The following is a 21,454-nucleotide window of genomic DNA, read 5'->3' as shown; positions in this document are numbered from 1 at the left end:
TTGTCAGTGTCTCAAACTAACCAAGCGGGTACCGCCCGGCGTTTATTTCGTTATGTTATTCCCTATAAATTTGGCTTTTTGGCTGCGGCGTTAGGTATGTTGGGCTATGCCCTGATTGATGTCTATTTTATATCGCGGCTGCCTGACTTTATTGACGTAGGCATTAATGAAAAAAACACAGACTATCTGCGTTATGCGCCGATATTTGTTGTGCTTATTTTTATCGTTCGGGGCATTTTTAACTTTATTTCCAGTTATTGTTTGAACTGGGTTGGCACCCATGTTGTGCAGACGTTGCGACAGCAATTATTTGAGCACTACATGCGCTTGCCGGTCAGTTTTCACGACCAGCACTCTACTGGCGAGCTAATTTCTAAAGTTACTTATAATACCGAGCAAATAAAACAAACCACCTCGCGTTCGTTGTCGGTGTTAATTCGCGAAGGGGTGTTTGTCACCGGGTTGCTGGTAATGATGTTTATCATGAGCTGGCAATTATCGGCTATATTTCTACTGATCGCACCTGTAATAGCGGTCGTTGTCAGCGTTGTATCAAAACGTTTTCGACTGCTTAGCCGCAATATTCAAAATGCCATGGGTAATGTCACAACCTGCTCAGAACAAATGCTTAACGGCCATAAGGTCATTTTATCGTTCGGTGGTCAGGATATTGAAAAGCAACGATTTTATAAGATAAATAATTTAACTCGTCAGCAAGACGTAAAAATGGAAGCTACCCGGGCGATTAGTGTCTCAACGATTCAGATTATTGCCTCATTTGCGCTGGCTTTTGTGGTGTATATGGCCAGCTTTCCAGAAATGCTGGCCAGTCTGTCGGCAGGTACCTTTACCACTATTGTTGCGTCAATGATGATGATGCTGCGGCCTCTAAAACAACTAACCACGGTGAACAGTGAGTTTCAACGTGGTCTGGCGGCAGCTAAAAGTGTATTTGCCATTTTAGATGAACCGGTTGAGCAGGATACCGGTAGTGTGCAACTGATTAATGTAAAAGGTGACATTTGCTTTGATCAGGTTAACTTTAGTTATCCTGGCCACGACAAGCAGGTGTTGTTTGATATCAGTTTTACTGCTTCAGCAGGTCAAACTATTGCGTTGGTGGGCCGTTCGGGCAGCGGTAAGACCACTATTTCCAGCTTGTTGCCACGCTTTTATGAACTTAGTAGTGGTGAAATTACTATAGATGGTCAAAATATCCGCCAATGCTCTTTGGGGTCTTTGCGAAATCAAATGGCGATAGTGTCACAACATGTCACGTTATTTAACGATACTATTGCCAATAATATTAGTTACGGTCTGGATGAACCGGTTAGCCAGGCGCGTTTGCTTGATGTGGCAGAAAAGGCGCATGTACTGGAATTTTCGAACCAGTTAAAAGACGGGCTTGACACGGTTATAGGCGAGAATGGTGTTAGTTTATCGGGTGGTCAGCGCCAGCGTATTGCTATTGCCCGCGCCTTGCTGCGGCAGGCCCCCATCCTGGTGCTGGACGAAGCTACGTCAGCGCTGGATACTGAGTCGGAACGGAAAATTCAGGCGGCACTGGATGAATTACTAAAAGGCCGCACCAATATTGTTATTGCCCATCGGTTATCGACTATTGAGCAGGCCGACAAGATTATTGTGATGGATCAGGGGCGGATTGTCGAACAAGGTACTCATACTGAACTCATGGCCGTTGAGGGGGCTTATGCTCAACTCTATAAGTTGCAGTTTGGCGTAGAGCAATGAGTCTGCTGGAGCAGAGCTGGTATCAAAAAGGCCATTGGCTCAGTGTATTGTTACTACCCTTAGCCGCACTGTATTGGCTTATCATATTTATTCGCCGCCAGTTGTTTTTATTGGGTGTTATACGGTGTTATCAACTGACTAAACCGGTAGTAATTGTCGGTAATATCAGTGTCGGTGGCACCGGTAAAACGCCTTTTACGTTGTGGTTATGTCAGCAACTGCAAGCCAAAGGTATTAAACCTGGCATTATTAGTCGCGGTTATGGTGCCAACATTACCGAACCGTTGCTGGTTTCACCGAATAGTCTTGCCTCTGCAGTGGGGGATGAGCCATTGTTACTGGCTAGGCGCAGCAATTGCCCGGTAGTGGTGTGTCCGGATCGGGTAGCCGCCGGGCGAGCATTACTTGCACTGGCTGAAGTCGATATTATTCTGTGTGACGATGGCTTGCAGCATTATCGACTGGCCCGGGATTTGGAAATTGTACTGGTGGATGCTAAGCGCGGTTTCGGCAATGGGTTATTATTACCGGCAGGCCCCCTGCGCGAACCTCGTACTCGTTTGGCCAAGGTTGATTTGATTATTGCCAATTCTGGTGCGGTTAGCGGCGCCGACTGTATGATGCAGCTGCAAGGCTCGGCCGCTAGAGCCTTGTTAACCGGGCGTGAGCTTACGCCTTGTAGCGTGACGCTGGTAGCTGGTATTGGTCATCCGCAACGCTTTGCATTAACGGCAGTTCAAGCCGGCTTTACGGTAGTTGAAAACCGGTTTTTCAGTGATCATCATCAGTTTAGTGCGGCTGACTTTAGTGGCATTAACGGTCCGGTACTGATGACTGAAAAAGACGCGGTGAAATGCCAGCACTTTGCTAGCGATGATTGGTATTTTTTGCCGGTGGACGCTAGCTTCAGTGCAAAAGATACCGCCGATATTCTTCACCGCATTACCACACTTCTGGAGTAGCTATGGCTATTAATGTTGCCCTTACTGAAATTCTTGCTTGCCCTTTATGTAAAGGAAAGCTGAAATACGATAACACTAACCAGCGCTTAATTTGCTTAGTAGATGCGCTGGCGTATCCGGTGCGTAATAACATTCCGGTGCTGATCGCGGATGAAGCGCAGCAGTTAACTTTAGATGAGGTTAAAAAATGGCGTTCGTAGTGGTTATTCCTGCGCGCTATGCCAGTAGTCGTTTACCCGGCAAGCCGCTGGCTGACATTGCCGGCAAACCGATGATTGAATGGGTTTACCAGCAGGCGTTACAAAGTGGTGCCAGCAGAGTCGTGGTAGCAACAGACGACCGTCGGGTTGCGGCTGTTGTTGACGGTTTTGGCGGTGAGACTTGTATGACCCGAGCCGATCATCATTCAGGCACCGAGCGTTTGGCTGAGGTTGTTGCTAAATTACAGCTGGCTGCCGATACCGTGGTGGTTAATGTGCAGGGTGATGAACCCTTTATTCCACCGTTAATTATTCGTCAGGTGGCAGCAAATCTGGCCGCACAACAAAAAGCGCAAATGGCGACACTAGCAGTACCCTTAACGCATGCGGCAGAAATTCGTAATCCTAATATTGTTAAAGTGGTGACTGACAAAGCCGGTTATGCGCTTTATTTTAGTCGCAGCACCATTCCTTATGATAGAGACGGCATTGTTGCCGACGATGTCGCCAGTCATTATCGGCGGCATATTGGTATTTATGCCTATCGGGCTGGTTTTATTCAGCAGTATGTTAGTTGGCCAGCATCGGCATTAGAGCAAATTGAGAGTCTGGAGCAACTGCGAGTGCTATGGCACGGGGCAGCTATTCATGTCGACACTGCGCTGGAAACGCCGCCGGTAGGTGTCGATACCCCGGCCGATTTGGAACAGGCGCGGCATTACGCCTTAAGTTTACGCCAATGATTAGCGCTTTTGAGCTTGTTGCCAAGACCGCTGATTTTGTGGTGCTAAATAAAGCCGCGGGTGTTAGTTTTCATTCTGAGCAGGGCGCAGGCCTTGTGGTTCAAGCAGAACAGCAACTTGGTTTTAAACTTTACCCGGTACATCGTTTAGATAAAGTGACTTCTGGCTTAATTGTGCTGGCCCGAACCAGTAACGCGGCGGCGCAGCTTACGGCATTGTTTACTGAACAGTTGATTGCCAAATACTATTTGGCAATAAGTTTAACTAAGCCACTGAAAAAGCAAGGCTGGATAAAAGGTGATATGGCGCCAGCACGCCGAGGTGCCTGGAAATTACTGCAAAGTCATACCAACCCTGCTGTGACGTATTGTATTAGTCAGGGGTTTACTGATTTACCCTTGCGGGTTTATTTAGTTAAGCCCTACAGTGGCAAAACTCATCAAATTCGGGTGGCACTAAAGAGTATTGGTGCGCCAATAGCTGGTGATACCTTGTATCAGGGCGCTGAGGCAGATCGGGTGTATTTGCATGCTTATGCTTTATGTTTCAGTCTGAATGGCATGACATACCGATATGTTCAGCCTCCTATGCAAGGCAAGATGTATCAACAGCTGCATGATATTGACGCTTTATCGGCATGGACAGCACCCTGGCAACTTAGTTGGCCTAAGTACACGCCACCTAATATTTTATCTTTGTCGTTTAGCGAGTAACCATGTCTGATTATCATTTACGTTTTGCCGGTATTGCCAGGTTATATGGTACTGCCGCTTTGGCTGCATTTTCCCGTGCCCATGTTTGTGTTATTGGCATTGGTGGAGTTGGTAGCTGGGCTGCTGAAGCTCTTGCCCGCTCTGGTATAGGTGAAATTACCCTGATTGATCTTGATGATGTTTGCGTTAGTAATATTAACCGTCAACTGCATGCGTTAACTGAAACGGTAGGGCAGGACAAAGTTGCGGTGATGGCTAAACGGCTGCATGCCATTAATCCGGATGGTATTGTACATCAGGTTGAGGATTTTATTACCGCTGATAATCTGTCTCAGCTTATTACACCGCAAATGGATTATGTGGTGGATGCTATTGATTCGATAAAGGCTAAAGTGGCGTTATTGGCCTATTGTAAACGTAATAAGATAAAAGTGATTAGTACGGGTGGCGCCGGTGGTCAAACTGATCCAACGCAAATTCAGATTGCCGATTTAACCCAGACCATTAATGATCCGTTATTGGCTAAAGTTCGCAATAGTTTACGCCGCGATTATCATTATAGCCGCAACCCGAAGCGGCGTTTTGGTCTGGATTGTGTTTATTCCACTGAACAGTTAGTGTATCCGCAGACCGATGGCTCGGTGTGTCAACAAAAGACCGCCCAGTTAACAAATGACAGAGAAGTTAGTAGTATGCGGCTGGATTGTAGCGGCGGTTTTGGCGCCACCACCGTAGTAACCGCCAGTTTTGGATTTGCTGCGGTGTCGAGGGTATTACAAAAACTGACTATTAAAGCTAACGAAGCGGCTAATCTTAATGGCAACAGCTTTTAATCCGCTCCATCATCGCATTTAAACCACTGCCGCGTGATTGACTTAAATAGGGTTTTAAGTTTAGTTTGTCAAACGCCTGAGCCAGATTGAATTTCTTCAGATCAGTATTGCTCATGCCGTTAACCAGACACAGCATAATGGCCATTAAGCCTTTAACAATGCGGGCTTCGCTGTCCAGCACGAAAAAATGTTGATCCTGATGCTGGTTATAATAATGCATTAACCAGGCACGACTTTCGCAACCTTTAACTAATAGCGACGGTTGTTTCATCTTTTCCGGGATAGCAGGCAATTTTCGGCCCAATTGCATCAGCACACGATACTTGCTTTGCCAGTCTTTTGCCTGAGACAACTCTGGTAAATCAGTGCTGTATATTTGGCTCAACGCCGGTTTAGTGTCTGTGAGTAGTTGATCCAAAGTCATGCCGTTAAAATCTCCACAGCCTGGGCAAGGGCTTGCAGGCTAGTTGCCACTTCTACTTCAGTATTATAAGGCGCAAATGAGAATCTTACCGCCCCAGCCAACCCTAATTGACTAAAAAACGGCATGGCACAGTGCTGACCACCTCTAACCGCGACATGTTGCTGATTAAGTAGCTCAGCAACATCGGCAGGATGCTCACCCTGTACATTCAGCGCTACGATACCGGCATTATGCACAGGCGATGATAAAATATCCAGTCCAGGGATAGCCTGTAACCCGTTATAAAACTGTTTTAATAACATTGTTTTATAGTTCTTTATTTCATTTGTGTTAAACTTTTGCAACCAGTTAATGGCGGCTGCTAGGCCGATAGCCCCCGATATATCTGGAGTGCCGGCTTCTAATCTAAAGGGCAATTTGTTAAATAAGCTGTGACTAAATTGCACTTCACTAATCATTTCACCACCACCAAAAATAGGCTTAAGTTGTTCCAGTAATTCGGTTTTACCGTACAACACGCCAATCCCGGTAGGGCCATATAATTTATGTCCAGACCAAACATAAAAATCAACGTCCAGTAGTTGAACATCAATCCGGTCATGCACTATGCCCTGTGCACCGTCGACAACGGTAATGGCGCCGGCCTTTTTCGCTTGTTGGATCATCTGTGCTATTGGTTGAATATGACCCAATACATTAGAGATATGACTAAAACTAACAACTTTCGGCTGTAAAGCCAGTAAGCGGGTAAAAGCCTGTTGATCAATCTTGTTATCTGCCGTTAAGGGAACTATGTCAAGTGTTACGCCAAAACCAGCACAGTGCAGTTGCCAGGGAACAATATTGGCATGATGCTCCAGCGCGGTAATAAGTATTCGGTCGCCTGGTTGCAGCACGGTATGCATCAACCCAAACGCAATTTGATTTAACGCGGCGGTGGCGCCACTGCAAAATATTATTTGTTGACGGTCTTTGGCATTAATAAAGGCGGCTATATCGTCACGGGCTTGCTCAAAAGCACGGGTCGCATTCTGACTTAGGGTATGCGCCCCACGATGCACATTGCTGTTATTACGCTGATAAAAGCGGGTAATCGCGTTAAGCACTGCGGTTGGTTTGTGCATAGTGGCCGCATTATCCAGATAAACCCAATCAGGGTTTTGCTGAAAGAACTCAAAATGGCCACGAAAGTTTACAGGATCAAAGTGGGACATAAAATCTCAGGTGTTTACCGTATGAGTAACCTTGTATTGCTCTGGTTATAAAAAAAGCGGCGATTGTCGCCGCTTTTTAGTAAAACTTGAGCTTAGCGCTTATCAAGTTTTTTAAAATCACGGCTGGCATAACCAGTATACAATTGACGCGGCCGGCCAATTTTGTGCCCTTTTTCGCCTAACATTTCGTCCCAGTGTGAAATCCAGCCAACAGTGCGTGACATCGCAAAAATCACTGTAAACATACTGGTTGGTATGCCAATAGCTTTTAAAATAATGCCACTATAAAAATCGACGTTGGGATACAGTTTTTTCTCAATGAAGTAGGGGTCTTCCAGCGCAATGCGCTCCAGTTCCATCGCTACCTCCAAGAGTGGATCTTTAACATTAAGTTCTTTTAATACTTCATGACAGGTATCACGCATTACTTTAGCCCGTGGGTCAAAGTTTTTGTAAACCCGATGGCCAAAGCCCATCAGACGGAAACTGTCATTTTTATCTTTAGCACGAGCAACAAACTCTGGGATCCTTTCAACAGAACCAATCTGTTGTAACATCTTCAGACAGGCTTCGTTTGCGCCACCGTGAGCCGGGCCCCATAGCGATGCCACACCTGCAGCAATACAAGCGTAAGGATTAGCACCAGATGAGCCTGCCAGCCTAACCGTTGAAGTTGAGGCATTTTGTTCGTGGTCGGCATGCAGCATAAAAATCTTGTCCATTGCTTTGGCAAGTATTGGACTGACTTTATAATTTTCAGCGGGTAACGAAAACATCATATTAAGGAAGTTTTCTGAATAACTTAAATCGTTACGCGGATAAACAAACGGCTGACCTACCGTGTATTTGTATGCCATGGCAGAAATTGTCGGTAATTTTGCAATTAAGCGATGCGCACTGCGTTTACGCTGTAGCGGATCGTTAATGTCCAAATCTGAATGGTAAAAAGACGACAGAGCGCCAACTACGCCGCACAGCATGGCCATTGGGTGAGCATCAACCCGGAAACCCTGAAAGAACGACGCAATTTTTTCGTGCACCATAGTGTGTCTGGTAATGGTGGTAACAAAGTCGTTATATTGCTCTTCTTTAGGCAGCTCGCCTTCAAGTAACAAATAACACAGTTCAAGGTAATCTGAATGTTCAGCAAGCTGTTCAATTGGATAACCACGGTGCAGCAGTACACCGCTATCGCCATCAATATAGGTGATTTTAGATTCGCAGGCGCCCGTTGACATAAAGCCCGGATCAAATGTGAAATAACCTTGCTGCCCGAGCGTACGAACGTCAATTACGTCAGTACCAACCGTGCCAGAATAAATAGGTAATTCAAATGAGTTACCATCAATCTGCACGACGGCCTTTTTATCTGCCATTGGATTTCTCCTAATTGTTGTAGTTTCGGATTCTAAGGGTATTAAAACTATTCTACTCGCAAACCGCCCCTATAAGTCAATTTTAATGCGTATTTGGTTAATAGGTATTCGACTCTAGTAGTATTGTAAGCAATCCTTAAATGTGTAATGTTTCGCATGCGGAATTTTCCGAGTAAAACCAAACAAAAATTGTAATAAGTGGTCATGAAATATATACTATGGCCGGCGTAAAATCAGTTCACCAGTCTAATTCTTTTTGTTGAACCAGCTTAGGCAAACAAGAGTATATCGGCATGGCGGGTGGCTTTTTTTGCAGCACCTATAAACAATAACTTAGCTCTGTACGAGCATAGATAGGCAAGAAACTGTGAAAAAGCAAAGACCAGTAAATCTAGATTTATCAACGATATCATTACCTGCTGCAGCCAAAGCATCGATTTTGCATCGTGTCACTGGTGTAGCAATGTTTTTTGCACTCGTATTCGTTATTTGGGCATGGGCGTATTCATTGCAAAGCCAGGCTAGCTTTGATTATGTGCAATTACTGATGACCTCACATTTTGCAAAGTTTATCGCGTGGGGCACAATTACTGTTTTGATTTATCACCTGTTAGGTGGTGTCAGACACCTCGTTATGGACATGGGGCATTGGGAGGAGCTTAAATCGGGTACGTTAAGCGCCAATATCGTCATGGGTTTATGGCTAGTGTTAGCTGTTTTAGCAGGAGTTTGGTTATGGTTTTAAATCAGGCAAGTTTAAAGCGTGATGGCGTTCAGGATTACGTATCATTGCGAACCAGTGCTATTGTGCTGTCATTGTATACCCTGTTTATTTTGGGTTTCTTTTTAGTTACCCCTGTGGTGACTTTTGAAATATGGCAGGCGTTATTCGCCAACATATTCATGAAAGTGTTTACCTTATTAGCGTTGCTCTCTATTGCTGTTCATACCCGTATAGGCCTATGGCAAGTTCTGACTGATTACGTTAAATCAGCCAGTACACGTGCTGTTTTGCAATTCTTCCTTTACGCACTGGCCTTTGGTTATGTCGCGGTTGGCTTATTTGTGTTGTGGGGTGCTTAAGTGAATATTCCAGTAAGAGAGTTTGATGCTATTGTCATTGGTGCCGGTGGTGCCGGCATGCGTGCTGCGTTGCAGATTACCAAATCAGGTTTAACCTGTGCATTATTATCCAAAGTATTTCCTACCCGCTCACATACTGTGTCAGCACAAGGCGGTATTACCGTAGCATTAGGTAATTCTCATGAGGATAACTGGGAATGGCACATGTTTGATACCGTTAAAGGTTCAGACTATATCGGCGATCAAGACGCCATTGAATATATGTGTAAAACCGGCCCGGAAGCAATAACCGAGTTGGAAAATATGGGATTACCGTTTTCGCGTTTTGAAAACGGCCGGGTATACCAACGAGCTTTTGGCGGCCAATCGAAAAATTTCGGTGGGGAACAAGCCTCACGTACTGCTGCTGCCGCAGATCGCACAGGCCATGCCTTACTACATTTGTTGTATCAACAAAACGTTAAAAACCGTACTCAGGTGTTTTCTGAATGGTACGCCCTTGATTTGGTGAAAAATCAGGATGGCGCAGTTGTTGGTTGTACTGCTATTGAGATTGAAACTGGCGAAGTTGTTTACTTTAAAGCTAAAGCAACCGTGTTAGCGACCGGTGGTGCCGGTCGTATTTACGCCTCTACTACAAATGCTCACATAAATACCGGTGATGGCATAGGTATGGCAATGCGCGCAGGTGTGCCACTACAGGATATGGAAATGTGGCAATTTCACCCAACCGGTATTGCTGGCGCCGGTTCTTTGGTTACCGAAGGTTGTCGCGGAGAAGGTGGTTACCTTCTTAACAAAAACGGCGAACGCTTTATGGAACGTTATGCGCCTAATGCTAAAGATTTAGCGGGTCGTGATGTAGTTGCTCGCGCCATGATGACAGAAATTCGCGAAGGTCGCGGTTGTGATGGCCCTTGGGGCGTACACATTAAGCTTAAGTTAGACCATCTGGGTGCCGAGGTGCTGGAAAGCCGTTTACCAGGTGTCTGTGAGCTGTCAAAAACCTTTGCTCACGTTGATCCGGTAAAAGAACCTATCCCCGTTATTCCTACTTGCCATTATATGATGGGTGGTATTCCAACTAACGTTAATGGGCAGGTTATTAAGCCCAAAGCGGATGGTACCGAGTCTGTGGTTGCTGGCTTATTTGCCTGTGGTGAGATTGCATGTGTATCGGTGCATGGAGCCAACCGTTTAGGGGGTAATTCGTTACTCGACTTAGTGGTGTTTGGCCGGGCAACCGGTTTACATTTAGGCGAAGCCTTAACGGCTACTGCACAAGCTCGTGCCGCTTCACAATCGGATTTAGATGCCGCTTTAGCCCGTACCCAGCGCTGGGAAGAAACTAAACCAGGACAAGGTGAAGATCCGGTTCAAATTAAGAAAGATTTGCAAAAATGTATGCAGCTTAATTTCTCTGTATTTCGTGAGGGTGACGCTATGGCAGAAGGTATGTCGGAATTAAATGAAATACGTGAACGTATAAAGTACGCCCGACTCGATGATAAGAGTTCAGATTTTAATACCATGCGTATTGAATGTTTAGAGCTTGATAATTTGATGGAGACGGCTTACTCAACTGCTGCCTCAGCTAATTTCCGGCAGGAAAGCAGAGGCGCACATTCACGTTCTGATTTTCCTGATCGCGATGACGCTAACTGGTTATGTCACAGTGTGTATAATCCTGAAAACGATGAGTTATTTAAACGGAAAGTAAACTTAGAACCTAAGTTCCGCGAATCTTTCCCGCCAAAAGCACGTACATATTAAGAGGGCAAAGCGATGAATAAAATAGTTTTCTCAATCTATCGTTATAACCCTGATGTCGACAAAGCGCCGCGCATGCAGGAATACACATTAGATAACCCGGAAGGCCGGGATATGATGGTTCTTGATGCGATGTTAAAGTTAAAAGAACAAGATCCTACACTTTCTTTTAGAAGAAGTTGCAGAGAGGGTGTATGTGGTTCTGATGGATTTAATATCAACGGTAAAAATGGCTTGGGTTGTATCACGCCTTTGTCAGCTGCGGGGTTGAAAGGTGGAAAAATAGTTATAAGACCCTTACCTGGCTTACCGGTCATTCGTGATTTGGTTGTCGACATGAGCCAATTTTATACTCAGTATGAAAAGGTTAAGCCGTATCTTATTAACGATGGTAAATTACCGCCTGCCGGTGAGTTTTTACAAAGCCCGGAAGAGCGTGCTAAGCTTGACGGCCTGTACGAGTGTATTTTATGTGCATGCTGTTCATCGTCATGTCCGTCGTTCTGGTGGAATCCGGATAAGTTTATCGGCCCAGCCGGTTTATTACACGCGTATCGCTTTTTAGCCGATAGCCGGGATACCGCAACAGAAGAGCGTTTAAACGATTTAGATGATGCGTTCAGTGTGTTCCGTTGTCATGGCATTATGAATTGCGTAGCGGTTTGTCCAAAAGGGCTTAACCCAACTAAAGCAATTGGTAAGATAAAGTCGATGTTGTTGAACCGGGCGCTGTAACGCGTCCTTTTTTAGTTAATATTAGAAAAACCGGCCATTTCGCCAGCGAAGTGACGGTTTTTTTGCTACTTTTTTCAGGTGCTCAGAAATAAGGGAAACTAAATGCAGGAAGGTGTAATGAAGGCGTGGTTAGAGTCTTCACATCTTGGCGGTGGTAACATGGCCTATGTGGATGACCTCTATGAATCCTACCTAGCAGAGCCCACCAGTGTTGGTGACGAATGGCGTGAATTTTTCGCCGGCTTACCAAAAATCGATGGGGTCGATCTTGAAACTCGACATGCTGATGTTCGACGGCAGTTTGCTGATTTAGCGCGAAACAAACATCGCGAAGTTATAATTGTTAACAGTGGTAATGCCGCAGACACCCGTCAGGTGAAAGTACTACAACTTATTAATTCTTACCGTTTTCGCGGTCATCAACATGCCAAACTAGATCCTTTGAATTTGTGGCAGCAACCACGTGTTCGCGATCTTGAATTATCGTATCACGACTTGTCTGAAGCTGATTACGCTACTGAGTTCAATGTTGGATCATTCGCCAGTGGTCAAGAGACGATGAAATTAGGCGATTTGCACCAAGCGCTGGAAAAAACCTATTGTGGTTCCATCGGTGCTGAGTATATGCATATTGTCTCAACCGACGAGAAACGTTGGATCCAACAGCGGCTTGAAGGGACATTGTCAAGTGCGGTATTCGATAAAGAAACCCGCTTGAGTATTCTTAAAGGCTTGGTGGCCGCTGACGGTCTTGAAAAATATCTTGGGTCTAAATTCCCGGGTGCCAAACGTTTTGGTCTGGAAGGCGGCGATGCATTAATTCCAATGCTCAAAGCGATGATTCATCGAGCTGGTGAGCAGGGTGCCAAAGATTCTGTTATTGGCATGGCCCACCGCGGTCGTTTAAATACCTTAATTAATGTGTTGGGTAAAACGCCTTCAACGCTGTTTGACGAATTTGCAGGGAAATATGAAGTTGTCGGTGCCGGTGATGTGAAATATCACATGGGCTTTTCGTCTGACTTTGAAACCAAAGGTGGCAATGTTCATTTAGCGCTGGCATTTAACCCTTCACACCTGGAAATAGTAAACCCGGTAGTTATTGGTTCAGTGCGGGCCCGTCTTGATCGTCGTGGTTGTACTGATGGCTCATTGGCCTTGCCTATTACCATTCATGGTGATGCGGCTTTTGCAGGTCAGGGTGTGGTTGCTGAAACGTTCAACATATCGCAAACCCGTGCCTTTAAAGTCGGTGGTACTGTACGGGTAGTTATCAATAACCAGGTTGGTTTTACTACTTCTAATCCGGAAGATTCCCGTTCTACCCCTTATTGTACTGATATTGCTAAAATGGTACAGGCACCTATTTTTCATGTTAACGGTGATGATCCTGAAGCCGTGGTGTTTGTTGCTCAGTTAGCGGTAGATTATCGTAATACGTTTAAACGTGATGTGGTTATCGATTTGTTTTGTTACCGGCGTAATGGTCATAACGAAGCCGACGAGCCAAACGCGACTCAGCCGTTGATGTATCAGATGATTAAAAAGCATCCGACACCACGGGAAATTTACGCCAAAAAACTGGTGAGTGAAGGCGTACTTACAGATGACGATGTTAAAAAGCTGACAGGTGATTATCGCGACGCACTGGATAAAGGCGACTGCGTGGTAGACGAACGTCGGTCAATGACGGCGCCATCAGTAGACTGGACGCCTTACCTTGGGCATGACTGGGAAGTAACCTACGATGCTAGTATGGCGGTCGATAAATTGGTGGCGCTTGGTGAAAAAGCCATAAGCGTACCTGACAGTCATATATTGCAACGTCAGGTAGGCCGGGTATATGAAGACCGGGCATTAATGTTAAAAGGCGAAAAAAAGATTGATTGGGGCTTTGCGGAAATTCTGGCTTATGCTGCAACCGTAGCCGAAGGTAGCCGGATACGCTTTGTTGGACAAGACTCTGGCCGCGGCACTTTTTTTCATCGCCATGCTGTATTGTTTAATCAAGAAGACGGCAGTACCCATATTCCACTAGAAAAAATTAGTGAAGACCAGGGACCGTTCCAGATTTTCGATTCAGCGCTGTCTGAAGAAGCTGTAATGGCATTTGAATATGGCTATGCTACTGCTGAACCTCGGGCATTAGTGCTTTGGGAAGGACAGTTTGGTGACTTTGCTAATGGTGCTCAGGTAGTTATTGACCAATTCTTAAGTTCTGGTGAGCAAAAATGGGGCAGGCTGTGTGGTTTAACCTTATTGTTACCACATGGTTATGAAGGTCAGGGGCCGGAACACTCTTCAGCCCGGTTAGAGCGTTTCCTGCAATTATGTGCTGATCATAATATGCAGGTCTGTATCCCGACCACCCCGGCTCAGGTTTATAATATGCTTCGCCGGCAAATGGTGCGACCAATGCGTCGGCCTTTAATTGTTATGACACCAAAGTCTTTATTACGTCATCCGCTGGCCACTTCTACCCTGGAAGAACTGGCAGCAGGCAAGTTTTTGAACGTCATTGCTGAGATTGACGATATTAACCCTGCTGATGTAAAACGCGTGGTGTTCTGTAGTGGTAAGGTGTATTACGAGTTACTTGAAGAGCGGCGTAAGCGTGAGCAGACTGATGTTGCGATTGTTCGGGTTGAACAATTATATCCGTTTCCGCATGCTGAAATGGCTGAGGTGTTAAGCCTTTATTCCCATGTTACTGATTATGTTTGGTGTCAGGAAGAACCACAAAATCAGGGTGCATGGTATTGCAGCCAGCATCACTTCCGGGCAGCGCTGCCTAAAGAAGGCTATCTGAGTTATGCAGGGCGTGAGGCGTCTTCCTCGCCAGCAGTGGGTTATTTGTCGGTGCATAACAAGCAGCAACAGGCTTTGGTTAACGACGCGCTTACCATTAAATAATGAATAGTCCGGCTTATTGTATGAGCCGGGTGAACGAAATAAGACTAACCGTTAAAAGGTGAAAAAGTGGATATTAAAGTACCCGTACTTCCAGAATCTGTTGCAGATGCAACCATTGCCACCTGGCACGTTAAAGCAGGCGAATCTGTAACACGCGATCAGGTATTAGTTGATATTGAAACTGACAAAGTGGTACTTGAAGTAGTTGCCCAGGCTGACGGCGTAATGGGTGAGATCATTCATGATACCGGTGCTACCGTAACTGCTGAAGAAGTTATTGGGAATATGGAGGCTGGCGGCGCACCGGCTGCCAAGAAAGATGACTCAGCTGATAAAAAAGACGATGCATCAGCCAAAAAAGATGACAGTAAATCCAAGGTTGAGTCTGCGCCAGCTGATGAAAGCAATGATGATGCGTTAAGCCCGTCAGTGCGGCGGATGATTGCTGAAAAGGGGTTAGATGCCAGCAAAATTAAAGGCAGTGGTAAAAACGGTCGGGTAACTAAAGAAGATGTTGAAAAATTTGTAGCAGCAGGTAGCAAAAGCACGACCTCTGCTGCTCCAGCAGTAGCAGCAGGAGATCGTAGTCAGAAACGGGTACCCATGACCCGGCTGCGCAAGACTATTGCTAACCGGCTGCTGGAAGCTAAAAACTCTACTGCAATGTTAACAACCTTTAACGAAGTTAACATGAAACCTATCATGGAGTTGCGTAAGCAATACCAGGACGTATTTGAAAAGCGTCATGATATTCGTTTAGGCTTTATGTCGTTCTACGTTAAAGCGGTAACTGAAGCATTGAAACGCTTTCCAGAAGTGAATGCCGCCATTGATGGTGATGATATTGTTTATCATAACTATTTTGATATCAGTATTGCAGTATCAACACCACGGGGTTTGGTAACACCTGTACTGCGCGACTGCGATAAGATGAATTTGGCTGAAATTGAAAAAGCCATTAAAGCTATTGCCTTAAAAGGCCGTGACGGTAAGTTGTCTATGGACGATTTAACCGGTGGTAATTTTACCATTACCAATGGCGGTGTGTTTGGTTCGTTAATGTCTACGCCAATTATTAATCCACCACAGTCTGCTATTTTAGGTATGCATAAAATTCAAGACCGGGTAATGGTAGTCGATGGTAAGATGGAAATTTTACCTATGATGTATCTGGCCCTTTCTTATGATCACCGGATTATTGATGGCAAAGAGTCTGTCGGTTTCCTGGTAACCATTAAAGAGTTACTGGAAGATCCAACCCGTATTTTACTGGATATTTAGTTATTCAGTGAAAAGACACAAAAATGCGGTTGTCTGGCGACAACAGCGTTTTGTATTAGGCCGGTTGGCACTATACTATGTGCTGATCGACATATCAGGCTGCACCACAACGGGCAGCCTCCATATTCAAATGAACGGAAATTAGCCATGAATTTGCACGAGTATCAGGGTAAGCAACTGTTTGCCCAATATGGTTTGCCGGTATCTAAAGGTATCGCCGCAGCTACGGTAGAAGAAGCGGTAGCCGCTGCAGATAAAATCGGCGGCGATGTATTTGTTGTCAAGGCTCAGGTTCACGCTGGTGGCCGCGGTAAAGCCGGCGGTGTGAAGCTGGTAAAAACGAAAGAAGAGATTAAAGCTTTCGCAGAAAAATGGCTTGGCAAAAACCTGGTTACTTACCAGACTGATGAAAAAGGCCAGCCGGTTAGCCGGATCCTGGTTGAACCTTGTACAGACATTGCAAAAGAATTGTATTTAGGTGCCGTAGTCGATCGCTCTTCTCGTCGTATTGTATTTATGGCGTCGACTGAAGGTGGTGTAGAAATTGAAACTGTTGCCCATGAGACACCAGAGAAAATTTTAAAAGCTGCAATTGATCCATTAGTCGGTGCTCAGCCTTACCAAGGCCGTGACTTAGCTTTTAAACTTGGCTTAGAAGGTAAGCAGATTAACCAATTTGTTAAGATATTTATGGGCTTGGCTAAACTGTTTCAGGATAAAGATCTGGCGTTGTTAGAAGTAAACCCACTGGTTATTACACCGGCTGGTGACTTACACTGCCTAGATGCAAAACTGGTTGTCGATAGCAATGCGTTATATCGTCACCCAGAATTAAAAGCCATGCAGGATCCTTCACAAGAAGATCCACGTGAAGCACACGCTGCGGCATGGGAGCTGAATTATGTTGCTCTAGGTGGTGATATCGGCTGTATGGTTAACGGTGCGGGCTTGGCAATGGGTACCATGGACATTGTTAAACTGCATGGCGGCCAACCTGCTAACTTCCTTGATGTTGGCGGTGGTGCAACCAAAGAGCGCGTTGTTGAAGCATTCAAAATTATCCTGTCTGATGATGCCGTAAAAGCGGTATTCATTAATATTTTCGGCGGTATCGTGCGTTGCGATATGATTGCTGAAGGTGTTATTGGTGCTGTGAAAGAAGTGGGCGTTAAAGTGCCGGTCGTTGTCCGTCTGCAAGGTAATAATGCAGAAGTAGGAGCGAAAGTACTGACTGAAAGCGGTTTAAACATTATCGCTGACACAGACCTGACCAGTGCTGCCAAGCAAGTGGTTGCAGCAGCGGCTAAGGCATAAGGGGTAAGTAATGAGCGTATTAATTAATAAAGATACTAAAGTAATTTGTCAGGGTTTTACTGGTGCCCAGGGTACTTTTCACTCTGAGCAAGCCATTGCTTACGGCACTAAAATGGTTGGCGGCGTAACACCCGGTAAAGGCGGCCAAACGCACCTTGGTTTACCAGTGTTTAACACAGTACAAGAAGCGGTTGAAACAACTGGTGCTACGGCGTCAGTTATTTATGTACCGGCAGCGTTTTGTAAAGACTCTATTTTAGAAGCGGCAAACAGCGGCATTACGTTGATTGTTTGTATTACTGAAGGCATTCCTACGCTGGATATGCTGGAAGCTAAAGTAAAATGTGATGAACTGGGTGTAGTGTTAATTGGCCCTAACTGTCCGGGCGTTATTACGCCGGGCGAATGTAAAATTGGTATTATGCCAGGCCACATTCACCTGCCTGGTAAAGTGGGTATTGTGTCACGTTCAGGCACCCTTACCTATGAAGCGGTAAAACAAACCACGGATTACGGTTTTGGCCAGTCTACTTGTGTTGGTATTGGTGGTGACCCAATTCCAGGTTCTAACTTTATTGATATTTTAAAGTTATTTCAAGAAGATCCAAAAACTGAAGCTATCGTGATGATTGGTGAAATTGGTGGCTCAGCTGAAGAAGAAGCGGCTGCTTATATTAAAGAGCACGTGACTAAGCCGGTAGTATCTTACATTGCAGGTGTTACTGCACCTGCAGGTAAGCGGATGGGGCATGCTGGCGCCATTATCTCTGGTGGTAAAGGTACTGCGGATGAAAAATTTGCAGCACTGGAAGATGCCGGTGTTAAAACCGTGAAAAGTCTTGCTGATATCGGTAAAGCACTAAAAGAAATCACTGGCTGGTAATCCTGTAATTACAGCACAAATAAAAAACCGCCTGCTGGCGGTTTTTTTATTTTATATGGGTAAATAGTAAAAGAGATAGCGCAAATTAGCGGTAAACACACATTTGTAATTGCAATTCTCGTTTGAGATACTAGTATAGTTTCAGATATCGGTTGAACTTTGGCAAAGTTGCGTTGCAGGTCCCGCCGCACAAGATAATAAAAAAATATCAGGAAACTAATATGAAAAATATTGCGCCACTTTCCAGGATAAAACCCCTAGCAATAGCAATCAGTTGTGTACTGGCCTCGTCAATGTTTAGTCTGCAAGCGCAGGAACAAAATAACGAAACCGAAAAAGTCGAAGTGAAAACCGAACGTATTCAGGTTGTCGGTTCGCGCATCCGAACGGATGGCCTGGATCAGGCCGCGCCAATTGAAGTAATCAGTGCTAGCCTTGCTGCCAGCCAGGGTATCAGCAACCTGGGTGAGTTGTTACGTAACTCTACCGTTGCTGCTGGTTCAAACCAGATCACTGCCGCCGCTTCCACCGCTTTTGTTACTGAAGGTGGTACCGGTTCAGAGAATATCTCACTACGTGGATTAGGTGCCAACCGTACGCTGATTTTATTAAACGGTCGCCGTGCAGGCCCTGCCGGTACTCGTGGTCAGGTATCATCTTTTGATCCAAACGTGCTGCCGTTATCCGCGATTGATCGGATTGAAATTCTAAAAGATGGTGCATCGTCATTGTATGGTTCTGATGCGGTTGCCGGTGTTATCAACATTATCACTAAAAAAGGTGACGAAGGTTCTATTAACTTTAACACCTCACAACCTACCGAAAGTGGTGGTGAGAACTTCCAGTTAAACGGTACTTACGGTAAAACCTTTGGCCGCGGTTCATTCCGGGTAGTGGGTGACTATAAAAAACAAAAAGAGTTGGCTCAAGGGCAACGCAGTTTCTTTAACTGTGCAGAGCGTTATATTTTCGACCCGGCAACGGGAGAGCGGGCAGATCCGATTGACCCAAGAACCGGCAGCTACCATTGTAATGACTTATTATGGGGCCATGTCTGGCTGTATGACTATCAGGGTGAAGGTGGTAACGTACCAGCCGGTGCCAAAGCTCAGTTCGATTACGACGGTAATTTAGGCAACTATATTCCAGGTTTTGCTACTGATCCAACAAACCCGGATTTTATGACAACGCCTCCCGGTTGGTTCCCAGTAGCTTATAATCGTACCTCAGATGCGGTAGCCAATGCCGATCATCCGTTTCAAGATCTGGAAACCCTGACTCCTGAAACGGAATTGCTTACCGCTTATGCTCAGGGTGATTATGAACTGAGCGATAGCGTCATGCTGTATGGTGAAGCCTTGTTAAATCGCAGAACCACTAAAACCAACGGTTACCGTCAGTTCTGGAGTTATAAGTATAACGAAGACTTTTTTGCCGGTGATCCATTAAGCGCTGGCTGGACTGGTGCTCAGTGGTTAAGCCCGACGCCAATCACTGACCATTCAGGTGATAAAATTACCGTTGATTATCGCCGTTTTGTATTGGGCTTAAACGGTGACTTCGGTAACTGGTTCTGGGATGTTTCTTATCAGGACAGCCATAGTGATGGTGAGTATCAATCGAAGCTTATTTATGAAGATGCCATATCACCATATAACTTCGAGTCGGGTTCTTGTGTTGGCGAAGTAACTGCTATTCGTGGTGTGCCATGTATTGATGTGCCATGGTTAGACCCGCAGTTCCTGGCAGGTAATATTACCGGTGATGTGCGTGATTTCCTGTTTGGTCAGCAAACCGGTAATACCGTGTACAAACAGCAATCACTGGAAGGTTATATGACCGGTGATTTATTTGAATTACCGGCTGGACCTGTCGGCGTTGCGGTAGGCGCCAGCTATCAGCGCGACTCTATCAAAGATACACCAGGACCTGAAACTTTACGCGCAAACACCTGGGGCCAAACCTCAGCCGGTATTACTGAAGGAAAACATAACACTAAGGCGGTATTTGCGGAGTTTCAAATCCCGGCATTACGTGACCTACCATTAATTGAAGCGTTAGACTTCACTCTTTCACGCCGTTATACCGACGTATCTTCTTATGGTAGTGATCGCACCTTTAAAGCCGGCGTAAACTGGCAAATTGGTCAGGGTTTCCGGGTGCGGGCATCACGGGGGTCATCGTTCCGCTCACCTGCCTTGTACGAGCTGTATCTGAATAACCAAACCAGTTTTGCTGCACAACGTGCCATTGATCCTTGTATTAACTGGGGTGATGGTTTAGCCGCAGGTACAACCCGTGAAATTGTTGCCAATAACTGTGCCGCTGAAGGTATCCCTGCTGACTTTGGCGGTGGCGCGATTACTGCTACAGTGACGACAGGCGGTGGAGCTGGTCAGCTGAGTGCAGAAACTTCTGTGGCCAAAACCATGGGTTTAGTCTGGATCCCTGAATTTACTGAGTTTACCGCTTCTTTAGATTACTTTGATATTCAGATAACCGGCGAAGTGACTAACTTAAGCGCAGCTCAAATCGTTGGTAACTGTTATTTATCTGAAAACTTTAGTACAGAGCCGCTATGTGTCCAATTTGATCGTGATCCTACTGATTTACGGATAAGCGATGTGCGCGGTGGTTACCTGAACATCGCAACTCAGATTAATCGGGGTTTCGACTTAACCTTAGGTTACCGGATAGATACGCCAGTAGGTCAGTTAAGTACCACTTATCAGCACACCCGCCAGTTAGAGGCATCACAGCAGCTGTTTGCTACCAGTGAGTCGGTTGACAGAACAGGTGAGTTTGGCCGGCCTAAAGATGTCGGTAATCTAATGGTTGCATTAGACTATGAAGACTGGACATTTAACTGGACCGCACGTTATATAGGGTCAGTGTCTAACTACACCCGGTATGGTCAGGGCGAATACCGTGATACCGCAACTTATCGGGGTGACGAAGTGAAGCTGGTATTACACTCAGATGCAGTAATTTACCACGCGTTCTCAGTGACCAAAGACTTCCGTGATGCCGGGGTTGATGTAACCTTTGGTGTAGCGAATGCCTTCGATAAAGAGCCACCAAAGGTTAGTTCTATTGGCGGGGTTACCCGGATGGGTACGTCAGCGTTCTATAGCCAGTATGACTGGCTAGGTCGCCGGATGTTTCTGAACGTGTCTTACCAGTTCTAAGAGCAAAATTAAGCTGTTGAAAAAATGCCGACGAAAGTCGGCTTTTATATTTACAAAGCAGGTTTACACT

At 45.5% G+C, this 21,454-nt stretch carries 18 protein-coding genes; 15 read left to right on the top strand and 3 right to left on the bottom strand.

The features are described 5' to 3' along the window. Positions 1-6 precede the first annotated feature (6 nt). The 6 genes from msbA to tcdA are packed head-to-tail and all read left to right on the top strand — an operon-like array spanning position 7 to position 5,203. Positions 7-1,752, top strand: a complete 1,746-nt coding sequence (msbA, locus tag VT06_RS07935; RefSeq protein ID WP_046553827.1) for a lipid A export permease/ATP-binding protein MsbA — start codon at positions 7-9, stop codon at positions 1,750-1,752. After that, positions 1,749-2,714 carry a tetraacyldisaccharide 4'-kinase gene (lpxK, locus tag VT06_RS07930; protein ID WP_046553763.1) on the top strand — a complete coding sequence of 322 codons (966 nt, stop codon included), beginning with the start codon at positions 1,749-1,751 and terminating at the stop codon, positions 2,712-2,714. The genes msbA and lpxK overlap by 4 nt, the downstream gene beginning before the upstream one ends. 8 nt (positions 2,715-2,722) lie before the next feature. Then, positions 2,723-2,914, top strand: coding sequence for a Trm112 family protein (locus tag VT06_RS07925; protein WP_200897938.1), 192 nt, complete (start codon positions 2,723-2,725; stop codon positions 2,912-2,914). Next, positions 2,902-3,657, top strand: coding sequence for a 3-deoxy-manno-octulosonate cytidylyltransferase (gene kdsB, locus VT06_RS07920; RefSeq protein WP_046553761.1), 756 nt, complete (start codon positions 2,902-2,904; stop codon positions 3,655-3,657). Before VT06_RS07925 ends, kdsB begins: the two co-directional genes overlap by 13 nt. Beyond that, on the top strand, positions 3,654-4,370 hold the full coding sequence (locus VT06_RS07915) for a pseudouridine synthase (protein ID WP_046553760.1): 717 nt from the start codon (positions 3,654-3,656) through the stop codon (positions 4,368-4,370). The genes kdsB and VT06_RS07915 overlap by 4 nt, the downstream gene beginning before the upstream one ends. Before the next feature lie 2 nt (positions 4,371-4,372). Further along, entirely contained in the window at positions 4,373-5,203 is an 831-nt protein-coding gene (gene tcdA / locus VT06_RS07910) for a tRNA cyclic N6-threonylcarbamoyladenosine(37) synthase TcdA (protein ID WP_046553759.1), read from the top strand. Here the strand turns inward: tcdA and VT06_RS07905 are convergent. From VT06_RS07905 to gltA, 3 genes are all read right to left on the bottom strand, one after another. After that, entirely contained in the window at positions 5,184-5,627 is a 444-nt protein-coding gene (locus VT06_RS07905; protein ID WP_046553758.1) for a SufE family protein, read from the bottom strand. The two genes, tcdA and VT06_RS07905, sit on opposite strands and share 20 nt — an antisense overlap. Beyond that, positions 5,624-6,841, bottom strand: coding sequence for an aminotransferase class V-fold PLP-dependent enzyme (locus VT06_RS07900; RefSeq protein WP_046553757.1), 1,218 nt, complete (start codon positions 6,839-6,841; stop codon positions 5,624-5,626). The genes VT06_RS07905 and VT06_RS07900 overlap by 4 nt, the downstream gene beginning before the upstream one ends. A 92-nt stretch (positions 6,842-6,933) precedes the next feature. Next, positions 6,934-8,217: a citrate synthase gene (gene gltA / locus VT06_RS07895; RefSeq protein WP_046553756.1), complete on the bottom strand. Its 1,284-nt coding sequence runs from the start codon at positions 8,215-8,217 to the stop codon at positions 6,934-6,936. Between the two features lie 367 nt (positions 8,218-8,584). Here gltA and sdhC point away from each other — a divergent pair, with 367 nt between their 5' ends. The 9 genes from sdhC (at position 8,585) to VT06_RS07850 (ending at position 21,384) form a co-directional block, all read left to right on the top strand. After that, positions 8,585-8,962, top strand: coding sequence for a succinate dehydrogenase, cytochrome b556 subunit (gene sdhC / locus VT06_RS07890; RefSeq protein WP_082122472.1), 378 nt, complete (start codon positions 8,585-8,587; stop codon positions 8,960-8,962). Beyond that, on the top strand, positions 8,953-9,300 hold the full coding sequence (gene sdhD, locus VT06_RS07885) for a succinate dehydrogenase, hydrophobic membrane anchor protein (protein ID WP_046553754.1): 348 nt from the start codon (positions 8,953-8,955) through the stop codon (positions 9,298-9,300). The genes sdhC and sdhD overlap by 10 nt, the downstream gene beginning before the upstream one ends. Beyond that, a complete protein-coding gene (sdhA, locus tag VT06_RS07880; RefSeq protein ID WP_046553753.1) occupies positions 9,301-11,073 on the top strand; it encodes a succinate dehydrogenase flavoprotein subunit in 1,773 nt (590 codons plus the stop codon). It abuts the gene before it with no gap. A 12-nt stretch (positions 11,074-11,085) separates the two neighbouring features. Beyond that, complete coding sequence (locus VT06_RS07875) at positions 11,086-11,805, top strand: succinate dehydrogenase iron-sulfur subunit (protein WP_046553752.1); 720 nt, start codon at positions 11,086-11,088, stop codon at positions 11,803-11,805. 102 nt (positions 11,806-11,907) lie between these two features. Beyond that, positions 11,908-14,718 (top strand): 2-oxoglutarate dehydrogenase E1 component, encoded by a 2,811-nt coding sequence (locus VT06_RS07870; protein ID WP_046553751.1) that lies wholly within the window; start codon positions 11,908-11,910, stop codon positions 14,716-14,718. Positions 14,719-14,784: 66 nt separating this feature from the next. Continuing rightward, positions 14,785-15,999, top strand: a complete 1,215-nt coding sequence (gene odhB, locus VT06_RS07865; protein WP_046553750.1) for a 2-oxoglutarate dehydrogenase complex dihydrolipoyllysine-residue succinyltransferase — start codon at positions 14,785-14,787, stop codon at positions 15,997-15,999. Between the two features lie 147 nt (positions 16,000-16,146). Beyond that, the gene (gene sucC / locus VT06_RS07860) at positions 16,147-17,313 is read left to right on the top strand and encodes an ADP-forming succinate--CoA ligase subunit beta (protein WP_046553749.1); all 1,167 of its coding nucleotides are present in this window, start codon (positions 16,147-16,149) and stop codon (positions 17,311-17,313) included. Between the two features lie 10 nt (positions 17,314-17,323). After that, entirely contained in the window at positions 17,324-18,196 is an 873-nt protein-coding gene (sucD, locus tag VT06_RS07855; RefSeq protein WP_046553748.1) for a succinate--CoA ligase subunit alpha, read from the top strand. Positions 18,197-18,417: 221 nt separating this feature from the next. After that, positions 18,418-21,384 carry a TonB-dependent receptor domain-containing protein gene (locus VT06_RS07850; protein ID WP_046553747.1) on the top strand — a complete coding sequence of 989 codons (2,967 nt, stop codon included), beginning with the start codon at positions 18,418-18,420 and terminating at the stop codon, positions 21,382-21,384. Positions 21,385-21,454 lie beyond the last annotated feature (70 nt).

The organism is Arsukibacterium sp. MJ3 (assembly GCF_000987765.1).
Taxonomy (GTDB): Bacteria; Pseudomonadota; Gammaproteobacteria; order Enterobacterales; family Alteromonadaceae; genus Alishewanella.
This window is presented reverse-complemented; position numbering and strand designations above follow the sequence as displayed.

Coding starts and splice junctions, on each gene's coding strand:
- sdhD (WP_046553754.1), top strand. CDS start 8,953: ATGGTTTTAAATCAGGCAAGTTTAAAGCGTGATGGCGTTCAGGATTAC.
- sucD (WP_046553748.1), top strand. CDS start 17,324: ATGAGCGTATTAATTAATAAAGATACTAAAGTAATTTGTCAGGGTTTT.
- VT06_RS07905 (WP_046553758.1), bottom strand. CDS start 5,627: ATGACTTTGGATCAACTACTCACAGACACTAAACCGGCGTTGAGCCAA.
- VT06_RS07870 (WP_046553751.1), top strand. CDS start 11,908: ATGCAGGAAGGTGTAATGAAGGCGTGGTTAGAGTCTTCACATCTTGGC.
- sucC (WP_046553749.1), top strand. CDS start 16,147: ATGAATTTGCACGAGTATCAGGGTAAGCAACTGTTTGCCCAATATGGT.
- VT06_RS07850 (WP_046553747.1), top strand. CDS start 18,418: ATGAAAAATATTGCGCCACTTTCCAGGATAAAACCCCTAGCAATAGCA.
- kdsB (WP_046553761.1), top strand. CDS start 2,902: ATGGCGTTCGTAGTGGTTATTCCTGCGCGCTATGCCAGTAGTCGTTTA.
- lpxK (WP_046553763.1), top strand. CDS start 1,749: ATGAGTCTGCTGGAGCAGAGCTGGTATCAAAAAGGCCATTGGCTCAGT.
- VT06_RS07875 (WP_046553752.1), top strand. CDS start 11,086: ATGAATAAAATAGTTTTCTCAATCTATCGTTATAACCCTGATGTCGAC.
- tcdA (WP_046553759.1), top strand. CDS start 4,373: ATGTCTGATTATCATTTACGTTTTGCCGGTATTGCCAGGTTATATGGT.
- VT06_RS07900 (WP_046553757.1), bottom strand. CDS start 6,841: ATGTCCCACTTTGATCCTGTAAACTTTCGTGGCCATTTTGAGTTCTTT.
- VT06_RS07915 (WP_046553760.1), top strand. CDS start 3,654: ATGATTAGCGCTTTTGAGCTTGTTGCCAAGACCGCTGATTTTGTGGTG.
- gltA (WP_046553756.1), bottom strand. CDS start 8,217: ATGGCAGATAAAAAGGCCGTCGTGCAGATTGATGGTAACTCATTTGAA.